Source organism: Microbacterium sp. NPDC087589, from assembly GCF_044743635.1.
GTDB lineage: Bacteria > Actinomycetota > Actinomycetes > Actinomycetales > Microbacteriaceae > Microbacterium.
The window spans coordinates 1078145-1092062 of record NZ_JBIUWV010000001.1 but is presented as its reverse complement, the minus strand read 5'-3'; the positions used below and the strand labels follow the sequence as shown (position 1 = coordinate 1092062).

Annotated in this window: 12 protein-coding genes; 3 read left to right on the top strand and 9 right to left on the bottom strand. The window is 68.5% G+C overall.

What is annotated here, in order from left to right; translation table 11 throughout:
- Positions 1-72: 72 nt before the first annotated feature.
- Positions 73-654 carry a 1-acyl-sn-glycerol-3-phosphate acyltransferase gene (locus ACIOU8_RS05360; RefSeq protein WP_400786593.1) on the bottom strand — a complete coding sequence of 194 codons (582 nt, stop codon included), beginning with the start codon at positions 652-654 and terminating at the stop codon, positions 73-75.
- A gap of 92 nt (positions 655-746) precedes the next feature.
- Between ACIOU8_RS05360 and ACIOU8_RS05355 the strand changes: the two genes are divergently transcribed.
- Positions 747-890 (top strand): hypothetical protein, encoded by a 144-nt coding sequence (locus ACIOU8_RS05355; RefSeq protein ID WP_164481686.1) that lies wholly within the window; start codon positions 747-749, stop codon positions 888-890.
- A gap of 28 nt (positions 891-918) precedes the next feature.
- On the opposite strand, the gene ACIOU8_RS05350 is transcribed toward ACIOU8_RS05355, so the two are convergent.
- Positions 919-2397 carry an MDR family MFS transporter gene (locus ACIOU8_RS05350; protein WP_400786590.1) on the bottom strand — a complete coding sequence of 493 codons (1479 nt, stop codon included), beginning with the start codon at positions 2395-2397 and terminating at the stop codon, positions 919-921.
- 178 nt (positions 2398-2575) lie between these two features.
- Between ACIOU8_RS05350 and ACIOU8_RS05345 the strand changes: the two genes are divergently transcribed.
- Positions 2576-4615, top strand: a complete 2040-nt coding sequence (locus tag ACIOU8_RS05345; RefSeq protein WP_400786905.1) for an ABC transporter ATP-binding protein — start codon at positions 2576-2578, stop codon at positions 4613-4615.
- A gap of 6 nt (positions 4616-4621) precedes the next feature.
- On the opposite strand, the gene ACIOU8_RS05340 is transcribed toward ACIOU8_RS05345, so the two are convergent.
- The 7 genes from ACIOU8_RS05340 to ACIOU8_RS05310 are packed head-to-tail and all read right to left on the bottom strand — an operon-like array spanning position 4622 to position 11958.
- Complete coding sequence (locus ACIOU8_RS05340) at positions 4622-5395, bottom strand: SDR family NAD(P)-dependent oxidoreductase (RefSeq protein ID WP_400786588.1); 774 nt, start codon at positions 5393-5395, stop codon at positions 4622-4624.
- A 20-nt stretch (positions 5396-5415) separates the two neighbouring features.
- Positions 5416-6363, bottom strand: a complete 948-nt coding sequence (locus ACIOU8_RS05335) for a glycosyltransferase family 2 protein (RefSeq protein ID WP_400786586.1) — start codon at positions 6361-6363, stop codon at positions 5416-5418.
- A 37-nt stretch (positions 6364-6400) separates the two neighbouring features.
- Complete coding sequence (locus ACIOU8_RS05330; protein ID WP_400786583.1) at positions 6401-7540, bottom strand: cysteine desulfurase family protein; 1140 nt, start codon at positions 7538-7540, stop codon at positions 6401-6403.
- A gap of 5 nt (positions 7541-7545) precedes the next feature.
- On the bottom strand, positions 7546-8397 hold the full coding sequence (nadC, locus tag ACIOU8_RS05325) for a carboxylating nicotinate-nucleotide diphosphorylase (RefSeq protein WP_400786581.1): 852 nt from the start codon (positions 8395-8397) through the stop codon (positions 7546-7548).
- The gene (gene nadB, locus ACIOU8_RS05320) at positions 8397-9911 is read right to left on the bottom strand and encodes an L-aspartate oxidase (protein ID WP_400786579.1); all 1515 of its coding nucleotides are present in this window, start codon (positions 9909-9911) and stop codon (positions 8397-8399) included. The genes nadC and nadB overlap by 1 nt, the downstream gene beginning before the upstream one ends.
- Positions 9908-11245 (bottom strand): quinolinate synthase NadA, encoded by a 1338-nt coding sequence (gene nadA / locus ACIOU8_RS05315; RefSeq protein WP_400786577.1) that lies wholly within the window; start codon positions 11243-11245, stop codon positions 9908-9910. Before nadA ends, nadB begins: the two co-directional genes overlap by 4 nt.
- Complete coding sequence (locus ACIOU8_RS05310) at positions 11242-11958, bottom strand: NUDIX hydrolase (protein ID WP_400786575.1); 717 nt, start codon at positions 11956-11958, stop codon at positions 11242-11244. Before ACIOU8_RS05310 ends, nadA begins: the two co-directional genes overlap by 4 nt.
- A 245-nt stretch (positions 11959-12203) precedes the next feature.
- Here ACIOU8_RS05310 and ACIOU8_RS05305 point away from each other — a divergent pair, with 245 nt between their 5' ends.
- Positions 12204-13895, top strand: coding sequence for an ABC transporter substrate-binding protein (locus tag ACIOU8_RS05305; RefSeq protein WP_400786573.1), 1692 nt, complete (start codon positions 12204-12206; stop codon positions 13893-13895).
- Positions 13896-13918: the final 23 nt, after the last annotated feature.

The window sequence follows — 13918 nt, the reverse complement described above, 5'->3', positions numbered from 1 at the left end:
CAGCCGCTTGCGCATCGGCTCGATCACACCACCGTCCGGGGATGAGCTGACGCTTCGGCGTGCGGTGAGGCGTCAGCTGTCCTGAGTCGGCTGCTCCTCGCGCAGGCGGGGTGTCGTCCGGCGTTCCGGGCGTAGGCCCGCCTTGTCGGCGTAGAAGGCGCGGATCCTGTCCATATCGGCCGCGACGTCACCCGTCAGCTCGAGGGTGGGGCCGAGGCCTGTGGCCATCGTGGTGCGGTCGACGAATCCGAGTGTCACCGGCATCCCGGTCTCTCGTGCGATCCGGTAGAAGCCTGACTTCCAGTACTCGTTGCCCCCACGAGTGCCATCGGGCGTGATCACGAGACCGAAGACGCTTCCGGAGTGCACCTGCGCGACGACATCGTTGACGACTCGTGCCGGGTCGGCTCGGTCGACCGCGATGCCGCCGATGCTGCGCATGATCGGCCCTCGCCAGCCCCGGAACAGGCTGTTCTTGCCTAGCCAATGCACCTCGATGTCGAGCCGCCATGCGATCGCCAGCATGAGGACGAAGTCCCAGTTCGATGTATGCGGCGCACCGATCAAAATGGTGGGTCGCGTAGGAGTCGCCTCGGCGGTGAGGGTCCAGCGGCTGACGGCCCAGAAGAGGCGGGCGATGAGTCGTTTGAGCACTCGTCAACCGTAGAGCAGAACTCTGGCTGAGCCGCTGTCGTCAGGCCAGCGCTTTTCGCGCCATCCCGTCGCCACAGGCGTACGATCGAATGATGGCCAAGACACAGGACTCCGCCGAGCAGGACGCACCGACCGTGCTTCAGCCGCTGACCGGAACTCCGAACCTGCTCGATGACGACGCTGCCGGATACTGCAGCGGCGGCGTCTGCCACTTCCCCGCGCCGAAGACGCAGTAGCGATCAGACGCCGCCGCAGCGGTGACGGTCAGTGGCCGCCGTGCATGGCGTCGGCCACATCGTCCGCAGGCTTGCGGACGAACGCGCTGAGCGCGACGGCGGCGAGCGAGATGATCGCGGCGATGAGGAACGCCATCCGGGCCCCCGGCGCTCCGGCGGTGGCTGTGTCGAGCCCCTCGGCCTCTCCGGCGTGCAGGATCGCCGAGTAGGTCACGGTGAGCACCGCGACACCGGCTGCCCCGCCGACCTGCTGGAGGGTGTTCAGCACCGCCGAGCCGTGCGAGTACAGCGAACGCGGCAGCGACCCGAGCGACGCCGAGAACAGCGGAGTGAAGGACATCGCGAGCCCGACCGACATCGCGGCCTGCACGATGATCAGCACCCACCACACGGTGTGCTCGCCGACGGTCGAGTAGTAGAACAGCGCTGCCGACACGAGCATCGTTCCGGGGATCAGCAGCGGGCGTGTTCCACGAGCGTCGTAGACACGACCCATGACGGGGCCGAGCAGACCCATCAGCACAGAACCCGGAAGCAGGATGAGACCTGCCTCGAGGGCGTTGAGTCCTGCGACGTTCTGCAGGTACTGCGGGAGCAGCGTCAGAGTGCCGAACATCGACAGCGCGAGGATCGCCATGATGATGACGGCGAACGTGAAGTTGGTGGAGCGGAAGACCCGCAGATCCAGCAGCGCGTCGTCGATCCGCTGCAGCACCAGCTGACGCCACACGAACAACGCGAGAGCGACGGCACCCACGACGAGTGCGGTCACGCCGGCAGCCTCACCGGAACCGCCCTCGCCGCCGAACTGGCTGAGACCGAACACGATGCCGCCGAAGCCGAGTGCCGCGAGCGGGATGGAGAGCACGTCGAGGGGGACCTTGCGTGTCTCGCCGAGGTTCGTCATCCACCTGACCCCGATGAAGAGCGAGATGAGGGCGATGGGCAGGATGATCGCGAACAGCGCGCGCCAGTGGAGCGTCTCGAGCACCGCGCCGGCGAGCGTCGGCCCGATGGCGGGGGCGAGCGAGATGACGAGGCCCACGCGACCCATCATGCGACCGCGCGACTGCGGCGGCACGACGTTCATGATCGTCGTCATGAGCAGCGGCATCATGATGCCGGTGCCGGCCGCCTGGATCACGCGACCGAGCAGCAGGACCTCGAAACCGGGAGCCACGAGGGCGACCAGGGTGCCGAGCGAGAACGAGGTCATCGCGGCGATGAAGACCTGGCGGGTGGTGAAGCGCTGCAGGATGAACCCGGTCGTCGGGATCACGACGGCCATGGTCAGCATGAACGCGCTCGTCAGCCACTGGCCGAGCTCGGGCGGGATGCCCAGATCGGCGTTCAGATGCGGGATCGCGATCCCCATCGTGGTCTCGTTGAGGATCGCGACGAACGCGGCGACGAGGAGCAGCCAGATCACGCGCATGTCACTGCGGGCGATCTCGCCGCTCGCCGCAGCCGGGGGCGTGGTGATCGAACCGGTGTCGACGGCAGACATACGGCCTCCTGGGCACGAAAGAAGAAAGGGGAAGTCGCGCGAGTGCGCGGGGACCATTCAGCGTAACCACAGCTTCGGACATTCCATTCCGGATCCGTGCGAATCCGCTCTCGGCGGATGATCACGGCGGTGATCCGATCCCGATGTCGCCGGTGCTGACTACGCTGGCGAGATGAGCATGGGTGGCGGACGCGGCGGATTCCGCGGCGTGGACGAGAGCGCACAGCGTCGACTCAATGCCGAGGCGCCGCGGATCAGCGGTCTGGGCGCCAGGGTGATCGCCCTCTTCCGTCCTTACCGCTGGCGCATCTTCTGGACCGGCGTGCTGGTCGTCATCGGAGCCGCGATCGCGGTGATCCCTCCGCTGATCGTCCAGCGCATCTTCGACGATGCGCTCTTCCCGGTCGACGGCGGGGGACCACAGCTGCAGCTCCTCGGCTGGCTCGTCGGCGGGATGGTAGCCCTGTTCCTTCTCTCCGCCGTCCTGGGCGTCGCTCAGACGTGGTTGACGTCGACGGTGGGCAACAACGTCACCGGCGACCTGCGCGTGCGGCTCTTCGAGCACCTGCAGGCGATGGAGCTCGGGTTCTTCACGCGAACGAAGACGGGGGTGATCCAGTCCCGCCTGCAGAACGACGTCGGCGGAGTCTCGGGGGTGCTGACGAACACCGTCACCAGCATCCTGGGCAATGTCGTGACGGTCATCGCGTCGCTTGTCGCGATGATCCTCATCGACTGGCGCCTCACCCTGATCGCCGTCGTGCTGATGCCGTTCCTGATCATCGTGCAGCGCCGCGTGGGTCAGGTGCGTGCACGCATCGCAGGAGAGACGCAGGAGTCCCTCTCGGAGCTCACCTCGATCACGCAGGAGACGCTGAGCGTCTCGGGGATGCTGCTCTCGAAGGCGTTCAATCGCCAGCGCACCGAATCCCAGCGTTACCAGGCCGAGAACCGCAACCAGGTGGTCCTGCAGGTGCGGCGGGCGATGAGCGGCCAGGGCTTCTTCGCCGTCGTCCAGGTGCTGATGGCGAGCGTCCCCGCCGTCATCTACCTCGTCTCGGGATATCTCATCGCCGGCGGCACCGGCGCGATCACCGCCGGCACGGTCGTGGCGTTCACGACCGTCCAGGCGCGTCTGCTGCAGCCGCTCATGGGCCTGATGCGGGTGTCGCTCGACCTGCAGACCTCATCCGCTCTGTTCGCGCGCATCTTCGAGTACCTCGACCTCGTGCCCGAGATCCAGGACGCTCCGGATGCGATCGCAGTCGCCGAAGCCCCTGGGCCGCGCGGGCGGATCGAGTTCGCGGATGTGGTCTTCCGGTACCCGGATGCGGCGCCCGAGGCTCGCCCCACGCTGCAGGGCGTGTCGTTCGTCGCCGAACCGGGGCAGCATGTCGCGTTCGTCGGTCCGTCGGGCGCCGGCAAGACGACGGTGCTGTACCTTGCTCCGCGGCTGTACGAGGCGCATGGCGGCGCCGTGCTCTTCGCCGGTGCGGATGTGAAGACCCTCACTCAGGAGTCGATCATCGATCAGGTAGGCATCGTGTCTCAGGAGACCTACCTGTTCCACGCCACGATCCGCGAGAACCTGCTGTACGCCCGCCCGGAGGCGACGGACGAGGAGATGATCGCTGCCTGCACCGCCGCGAACATCCACCACATCATCGCCGGGTTCGAAGACGGTTACGACACAGTGGTCGGAGAGCGGGGCTACCGCCTATCGGGGGGCGAGAAGCAGCGCATCGCGATCGCCCGCGTGCTGCTGAAGGATCCACCCGTGCTTCTGCTCGACGAGGCGACCTCCGCCCTCGACACCGTGTCGGAGCGCGTGGTGCAGGAGGCGTTGGACGAAGCGGCGAAGGGGCGCACGACCCTCACGATCGCACACCGGCTCTCGACGATCATGGGTGCGGACATCATCCACGTCGTCGAGGCCGGGCTGATCGTGGAGTCGGGCACGCATGCCGAACTCCTCGCCCTGGGAGGTCTCTACGCCGAGCTCGCCGCGCAGCAGGTCGCCGCATCGCGCGTGCTCGACACGGAGATGGTCATCGAGACGGCGGTCTCGGGAGGCATGCGTGCCGCACTCGTCGAACGCCGAGCCGACCGGGCGCCGGAGGACTCGGCCGGAGAGGATGCGGTCGATGCGCTCACCGCGCCGGTTCCGTTGCTCGATGTGTCTCGCGCGGACGAGCGGGTGTACCCGGCCGAGGGGTGAGACGCCTCAGTGCACCGACAGGCCGCCGTCGACGAAGAGCGACTGTCCCGTGACGTAGCTCGAGCCGACGCCGGCGAGGAACACGGCTGCCGCTGCGAAGTCCTCGGGAAGTCCGTTTCGACCGATCATCGTCCGGGCGGCGAGTGCAGCGATCTGCTCCGGATCCTCCTGCAACCTCGCGTTGAGCGGGGTGAGCACGAACCCCGGAACGAGGGTGTTGCTCGTGATGCCGGTGCCACCCCACGCCTCGGCCTCCGAGCGCATCAGCGACTCCACGGCTCCCTTCGACGCGCCGTAGACGCCGCTGCCGACGAAGGCACGATGCGCCTGCTGCGAGCTGATGTGGATCAGGCGCCCGAAGCCGCGCTCGGCCATGCCCGTGGCATAGCGCTGCCCGAGCAGGAACGGGGCGAGCGCATTGACGGTCATCGTCGCATCCCAGTCGTCCTCGGTGATCTCGGCGAACGGCGGGCGGATGTTGATCCCTGCGGAGTTCACGAGGATGTCGGGTTCGCCGAACGGCTCGGCGGCAGCTTCGGCGAGGGCGCGGATCCCCTCCCGAGAGCTCAGATCGCCGACGACGCCGGCCGCGAGGCATCCGGTGCGAGTGAGCTCGGCGACGGTCTCGGTGATCCGGGCTTCGCCGCGCGCGACGACCACCGTCGAGGCACCTGCTCTCGCGAGTGCGGTCGCGATGCCTCGTCCGATGCCCGAGCTTCCGCCGGTGACGACCGCCGTGCGGCCTTCGAGCGAGAAGAGGTCGGCGAGGTACTGGTTCATGGGTCTCCTGGTGGCGAGGCTCACCACGCCAGGGCGGCGGTGAGGGCGGGGTCGGGGCGGGCGTCGGAGTGCTCGGGGAGTGCTTCGATCTCGGCGACGAATGCGTCGATCTCCGCCGAATACGCGGGGTCCGCGTGCGTGCGAGCGATCTCGAGCAGAGGAGGAACATCCATGGTGAGGATCAGCTCGAGCCTGGCCGTGACGGCGGCACGAGCGCCCGCCTCGTGCAGCACTCGGATCCCGCCACGCAGCGCCTCGAGGTAGTCGCGCAGCACCGGGAGCTGCGCCCGGCCCTGCGTGATCGAGGTGCCGTCAGCCCGCAGACGCCAGTTCACGACGGTGTCGGGAATCACATCGAAGCTGCGGGCACGGGTGTACATCAGCTGCGCGACCACCTGGTCCTCATAGGCAACGCCTTCAGGAAACGTGTGGCCGCTCCAGAAATCGGTGCGACTGATCTTCGACCACGCGACGATATTGGCGCTCGCGCGGGGGTGCTCCATGATTGTGGTGCCCAGGCGTGCCGGCGACGTCGCCGCCGACACCCACGGCTGCACCCGCCCAGGCGTGTAGCGCTCGCCGTCGAAGCGCGATCGCACGTAGGCACCGGCGACGAAATCACTGCCGGTCTCGGTCACGGTGCCGAGGAGGCGCTCGAGTGCCGTCGAGGTGAGCTCGTCATCACCGTCGAGGAACCCGACGAACGGGGTGTCGACCAGGTCGAGGCCCACATTCCGTGCGGCGCCGAGCCCTCGGGAGGCCTCATGCCGCAGGCTGCGGAACCGCGGATCCGACGAGGCCGCTGCGGCGAAGATCTCTCCGGTGTCGTCGACCGAGCCGTCGTCGATGAGAAGGGCGCGCCAGCGGGTCTCGGTCTGCGAATGCAGCGACTCGAGCGCGGCCGGAGCGAAGGCGCCGATGTCGCGGCCGGGGACGATCAGGGTCACGATCGGGGCAGAGGCGGTCACCAGCCGAGTCTATGGCGGCGCGCGCTGCTCTCGCCGTTCAGGGTTGGGCGACTGCGCGCACCGATTCTGCCACCAGCGCGGCGAGCCGCTCAGGCAGATCCGGGGGCAGCGCCTCACGTCCGAAGGTGAAGCGCACGGAAGTCTGTGCGATCGCGGGGGACACCCCGCACGCGAGGAGCACGTGCGAAGGCTCGTCGCTCCCGGCAGCACACGCGGAGCCGCTCGACGACACGACTCCCCGTCGCTCGAGTTCGAGCAGAACCGCCTCGCCGCTGACGCCGGCGAACGTGAAGCTGGCTGTGCCGGGGAGCCGCGCCACCGGGTCGCCGGTGAGCGATGCCTGCGGCACAAGCGCCTGCACCGACGCGATGAATCGTCCGGTCGACGCCCTGAGCCGAGTGTTCACTTCATCGCGCTCGGCGTCGGCGAGCTCCAGCGCTGTGGCGAGGGCCACCGCGCCCGCGACGTTCTCGGTGCCTGAGCGGCGGCCCCGTTCCTGGCCGCCACCGTGCATGAGGGGTTCGAGCGCGACGCGCCCCCGCACGGCGAGCGCTCCGATGCCCTTGGGCGTCCCGAGCTTGTGCCCGGCCACCGCTATCGCATCGACGCCGAGGTCGGTGAGCGGCAGCCATCCCGCGGACTGCACGGCGTCGAGATGCAGCGGTACGCCTGCGCTGCGAGCCGCTGCCGCGAGTGCGGGCACGTCCTGGATCGTGCCGATCTCGTTGTTGGCGTGCCCGATCGCGAACAGCGCGGTGTCCTCGCGCAGCGTATGACTCAGGGCGGCAGCGGAGATCCTGCCGAGCGCGTCGACCGGAGCCGCCGTGACCTCGACGCCGTGGAAGCGGCGCAGGTGGTCGGCGGACTCGAGGATCGACTCGTGCTCGATCGGCGAGACGACCAGGTGCCGGCGGCCGCGGGCGAGGGCAGCGAGCACGATCCCCTTCACCGCGAGGTTGTTCGACTCTGTTCCGCCCGAGGTGAAGATCACATCGCCGGAGCGCATGCCGAGGATCCGAGCGACCCGTGAACGTGCCTCATCGAGCGCGCTCGCCGCAGCCTCACCGTAGGTGTGATGGCTCGACGGGTTGCCGAAGACTCCGGTGAGGAAGGGGCGCATCGCATCGAGCACCTCCGGGCGGACCGGGGCAGTCGCGGCGTGGTCGAGATACAGCATCCGCGTCAGTCGATCCGCACGTCCAGGCCGAGGTCGAGCGCCCTCGCCGAGTGCGTCAACGCACCGACCGAGATCACATCGACCCCGGTCGCCGCGATATCAGCGACCGTGTCGAGGCTCACCCCGCCCGAGGCCTCGACCTGTGCGCGCGCGCCGATCGATGCCACTCCCGCGCGCAGCTCGTCGAGCGAGAAGTTGTCGAGCAGCACGGTGTGCGCACCGCCGTCGAGCACTGCCGGGATCTGTTCGAGCCGGTCGACCTCGACGACCACATGGGTGGTGTGGGGCAGGCGCGAGAATGCGTCGCGCAGGGCGGTGGCGAGGTCGACGCCCGAGCGCTTCAGCACCGCGAGATGGTTGTCCTTGGCCATCACCACGTCGGACAGCGAATGGCGGTGGTTGTGCCCGCCCCCCGAGAGCACGGCATGCCGCTCGAAGGCGCGGAGTCCTGGGGTCGTCTTCCGCGTGTCCGCGATGCGCGCCGACGTTCCGTCGACCGCGCGCACGTAGGCGGCGGTGACGGTCGCGATGCCGCTCATCCGCTGCGTGAAATTCAGCGCGATGCGCTCGGCCGTGAGGATCCCTCGGGCGGATCCCGACACCGAGGCGAGCACGTCGCCTGCCGCGAAGGCGTCACCGTCACCCACATGCACGTCGATCGAGATGGTGGGATCGGTGAGGCGGAACGCTGCCGAGAACACCTCGCCTCCGCTGAAGATCCCCGCTTCGCGAGCCACCAGGTCGGCGGTGGCGGTGGCATCCGAGGGAAGCAGGGTCGTGGTGGTGAGGTCGCCCCAGGGGGCATCCTCCTCGAGGGCCGCGCCGACGACGCGAGTGATGTGGGCGGGGGTGAGCATCAGACGGTCTCCAGGAGAGGTGCGGTGACGGGGTCGCGGAAGTGCGCACCGATCGACTCGGTGCGGGCGAGAGCTGCGGATGCCGTCGCCTCGGCGAGCAGGAGCAGGTTCGCGTCCTCGCGCTCGGCCACGGTCGTCGGATCGGGAGAGGCGACGAGCCAGCGACGCACCGTGGCAACGGCATGCCGGAGACCGTCTTCCGAGCGCAGCAGGCCCACGTGGTCCCACATCAAGCGCTGAAGTGCTGCGCGACTGAACGCTGTGCCGCGGACGTCCGCATGGTCCGAGTCCGGGCGCTCATCGTGTGTCGCGCCGTTCGCAGGATCGCCATGCGCCACCACCGGTGGATGCTGCCAGGGCGTGTCGAGTGCAGCCGCTGCACGAGCGCCGAAGACGGCGCCTTCGAGCAGGGAGTTCGAGGCGAGGCGATTCGCTCCGTGCACGCCCGTGCGCGCGACCTCGCCCACCGCGAACAGGCCATGGATGGACGTGCGGCCGTCGAGGTCGGTGACGACGCCGCCCATGAGGTAGTGCGCGGCCGGTGTCACGGGAATCGGCTCGGACGCCCAGTCGAAACCCCGTTCCCGCGTGACCCGATCGATGGTCGGGAACCGATCTGCGAGCCGGGGTCCGCCGATCATCGTCGCGTCGAGATGCACGGGGGAGCCTTGCCGGGCGGCCTGTCGGGCGATCGCCCGGGCGACGACGTCGCGCGGGGCGAGTTCGCCGTCGGGGTGGGTGTCGAAGACGAATCGCCGACCGGCCGCGTCGATCAGGGTCGCACCTTCGCCGCGCACGGCTTCGGAGACGAGGAACGCGGGGCCCTCGGCCAGGATCGTCGGATGGAACTGCACGAACTCGAGGTCCGCGACCGCCGCGCCGATGCGCAGTGCGGCGGCGATGCCGTCTCCTGTGGCGCCCAGGGGGTTCGTGGTGTGCGCGTAGAGGTGACCGGCGCCGCCCGTCGCGAGGATCACCGCATCGGCTGAGAGGTCGGAAGTCACGCCGTCGACTACGACGCGGATGCCACGCGCGATGCCGTCGTCGACGATCACGTCGGCGAGGAAGGCGCCTTCGACGACGGTGATCTCGGCGCTGCGGACAGCGGCCACCAGCGCCTCGGCGATCGCCGCTCCGGTGGCATCGCCGCCGGCATGCACGATGCGGGCGTGACGGTGAGCAGCCTCGCGTCCGAGCAGGATCTCGCCGTCCGGCGACCGGTCGAATGCGACGCCTCGGGCGATCAGCTCGGCGATCCGTGCCGCGCCGTCTCGCACGAGAACCTCGACGGCGGCCGCATCCGAGAGCCCTGCCCCCGCATCGATCGTGTCAGCCGCGTGCTGCGCCGCCGAGTCGCCTGCGCCGTAGATCCCGGCGACGCCACCCTGCGCGTACCCCGTGCAGCCGTCGCCGATCGCGCCCTTCGTCACGACGGTGACCGAGTGCCCCGACTCCCGCGCATGCAGTGCTGCGGTCAGTCCGGCGATCCCCGAGCCGACGACGATGACGTTCATCGTGCGCTCGCCACCACGGGCGGCTTCGCCGCCAGCATCCGCTCGAGAGCGATGCGGGCGGGGTCGGCCACCTCGGCCGTCACCGTGATGCGGTTCGGAGTGCGGCCGGCGACGAGCTCTTCCAGCACCCACGCGAGGTATCCGGGGTGGATGCGGTACATCGTCGAGCACGGGCACACCACCGGGTCGAGGCAGAAGATCTCGTGCTGTGGGAACTGCGCGGCGAGGCGCCGGACGAGGTTGATCTCGGTGCCGATCGCGAAGGTCGTCGGTGTGGTCGCCGCAGCGATCGCTCGGCGGATGTAGTCGGTCGAACCCGCCTCGTCAGCCGCGTCGACGACGGCCATGGGGCACTCCGGGTGCACGATCACCCGCACGCCGGGGTGCTCGGCCCGCGCCTGCTCGATCTGGTCGACTGTGAACCGACGGTGCACCGAGCAGAACCCATGCCACAGGATCACCCGGGAGTCGACGAGTGCGGACGCGGAAGAGCCGCCGAGCGCCTTGCGGGGGTTCCACATCGGCATCTGCTCGAGAGGCACGCCCATCGCCTTCGCAGTGTTGCGTCCGAGGTGCTGGTCGGGGAAGAACAGCACTCGCCGTCCGCGCTCGAAGGCCCACTCGAGCACGGTCTGCGCGTTCGACGAGGTGCAGACGATCCCGCCGTGTCGGCCGACGAAGCCCTTGATCGCGGCGGAGGAGTTCATGTACGTCACGGGGATGACCGGCACTCGACCGTCCTCGTCCTGCGCGTCGAGATCGCCGAGCACGTCAGCGAGCTGCTCCCAGCAGTCCTCGACCTGATCGATGTCTGCCATATCGGCCATCGAGCACCCGGCTGCGAGGTTCGGCAGGATCACCGCCTGATCGGGTCCGGAGAGCAGGTCGGCCGTCTCGGCCATGAAGTGCACGCCGCAGAACACGATGGCCTCGGCATCGGGGCGCTCCTTCGCTGCGGTCGCGAGCTGGAACGAGTCGCCCACGTAGTCGGCGTGTCGCACCACCTCTTCGCGCTGGTAGAAGTGCCCGAGGACGACGGCACGGTCGCCGAGTGTCGCCTTCGCGGCACGGATGCGCTCGTCGAGGTCGTCCTCGCTGGCCTCGCGGTACTCGGCAGGGAGCTCTCCCTGACGCGGTGCCCCGGTCGGGATGACGTCACCCATCGACGAACCAGGGCCGTAGCCGGGGCGGGCATCGAAATCCCAGGGACCGGCGGCGAGGTCGGTCGCGCACGTCGCGTCGGTCGAGGCGCCCGACACGATCGACTGGATCGCGTGGTCGACGGAGGCGTCGATCGGCTGGACGACCGGCGTCGGAACGAAGGTGATGCTCATCGGGTGCTCGTCTCCTCAGGGCCGAGAGGGCCGCGATCGGCCAGCTCGACATCGGTGTTGTAGCGGTACAGGCGGGCGGGGCGGTGACTGCCGGTGCGGAACCGGTCGGTGGGGAGGAGGTTGCCGGCGGACTCGACCTGACGGCGGAAGTTGGCCGGATCCAGGTGCTTGCCGAGGATCGCCTCGTATGCCTCGCGGAGGTCGGCGAGGGTGAACTCCGCAGGGAGGAACCCGTGTGCGACGCGGCTGTAGCCGACCTTGCTCCGCAGCCGCCAGAGCGCATAGTCGACGATCTTCCGGTGGTCGAAGGCGAGCTGCGGCAGGTCGCCGAGATCGAACCAGCGCACGTTCTCGGGAGCACGACCGGACGCACGATGCGCGGCGCTCTGCGCGTCGACCTCGTCCTGACGCAGCAGCGCCCAGTAGACGATCGACACCACGCGAGTCGGGGAGCGGTCGACGGCTCCGAAGGCATAGAGCTGCTCGAGGTAGCTGGGCGTGAGCCCCGTGGTCTCGGCGAGCGTGCGGGCGGCGGCGTCGACCGGCGATTCGGCCGGAGTCAACCATCCGCCGGGCAGAGCCCACTGATCGGCGAAGGGCTCTCGGGTGCGCAGCACCAGCGGCAACGCGAGCACCGCAGCGCCGTCATCGGTGCGACGCAACGTGAGGATCACGGTCGACACGGCGACATCGATGCCCCTGGTTTGAGTCATGAGTACCTTAACCTCCGAGATCGATCTTAGTGTCATTTCGACCATTAGTGCGCGCATGTGACGCCGTGATCCAACGGAGGCCGAAACGTTATATACCAGCGTTCCGGAGTCTTGTTGCCCTGTTGGCTATTTGTTAGGTTACTGTCCTAACAAATCCCTTTCGGGGGATCTGTCGCGAGTCCCGCCCGGGGCTCGGCTCCATCCGGAGATCCCTCCTGCAGTGCAGCACCGAGAGGAAATACAGAATGATCCGTAACGGAAGGCGCAAGATCGCGCTCACCGCTGTGGCGGGGGCATCCGTCCTCGCCCTGGGTTTGACGGCCTGTGGCGCAGGCGGTGGCGACGAGGGGAGCGGTGGCGACAGCGACCGGGCTCTCCGCGTGTGGGCCGGCAGCCAGACCCCCATCACCGCGAACTACAACCCGTTCGCCCCGACCGTGCTTCACGGCGCGCTCGGACCGATCTACGAGCCGCTGTTCTTCTTCAACAAGACGGCGGATGCCGAACCGGTCGGCCTGATCGGAGACTCGTTCGAGTACAACGAGGACGGCACGGCGATCACGATCACCATCAAGCCCGACCTCACGTGGAGCGACGGAGAGCCGCTCACTGCGGCCGACGTCGCGTTCTCCTTCACGTACGAGGCCAACAACCCCGAGGGCAACGGCCTGGTCTCCGCTGAGGCGACCGACGACACCACGGTCGTGCTCACTTATGCGACCGCGCAGTACACGACCGAGTTCCAGCGTCTCGGCTCGACCTACATCCTCCCGGAGCACGTGTGGTCGGAGGTCACGGACTTCGCGAACTTCGCCAACGAGGACCCGGTGGGTTCGGGCGCGTACGTCGTCGACAAGACGACGAGCGAGTCATACACGCTCGTCGCCAACGAGAACTTCCGCGACGCCGACGATCTCGGAGTCAAGAAGGTCCAGTACATCGCGGTCGACAACAACCAGACCGCTCAGGATCTGCTCGCGGCGGGCAAGCTCGACTGGACGGGCATGTTCATCCCGAACCCCGACGACGTCACGGGCAACGGCGCGATCGACTGGATCAACACCCCGCAGGACCCGACAGTGCTCTACACCTGCTCGAACGCCGAGCTCGGCTGCACCGGTCCGCAGACCGATGTCGCGGTTCGCCAGGCGCTCAACGCCGCCATCGACCGTGCGGCGATCAAGGACAAGGCGTTCGTCGGTCTGACCGGCGACATCTCACCCACCTTCGCTCTGCTCCCGCGTGATGAGAAGTGGGTCGCGGATTCCGCCAACGAGGTCAGCCCCCAGGAGGCGGACGCAGGGGAGGCGGGCGAGATCCTCGAGGCCGCAGGTTACGCGAAGGACGGCGACTATTACGCGAAGGACGGCGTGCCGCTCGAGCTCAGCCTGATCTCGGTCGACGGGTGGACCGACTACAACGACGCCGCGAAGCTGATCGCCGAGCAGGCCGAAGCGGCCGGCATCAAGGTGACGGCATCCACGGTGCAGTGGCAGGAGTTCTCGGACGCCCGCCAGGGCGGCGACTTCCAGTTGATCGTCGGCGGTGTCATCGGCACGTCCGTGGCCGACCCGTTCCAGATCTACCGCGACTGGTTCGGCGGCACGACTGTCGGGTCCACCGCAGCCGTGGGCTCCGAGGTTCCTGCCGGGCGCTGGAACTTCAGCCGCTACAGCAATCCCGTCGTCGACGAGGCGGTCCAGGCCGCGATCAGCACGAACGACGAGGCAGAGAAGAAGGAGCTGTACGGCACGATCCAGACCGAGATCGTCCGTGACCTGCCGTACATCCCGCTCGTGATCAACGCGACGCAGACCTTCTACAACACGAAGGACTTCACGGGATGGCCGACGGAGGAGGACCTCTACGCCTTCCCGCCGTCCTGGGGCGCGATCGCGGCAGGCTACATCCTGACGCAGCTCGAGCCGGCGAACTAAGCGAATGAGCTCGGGGGAGCAGG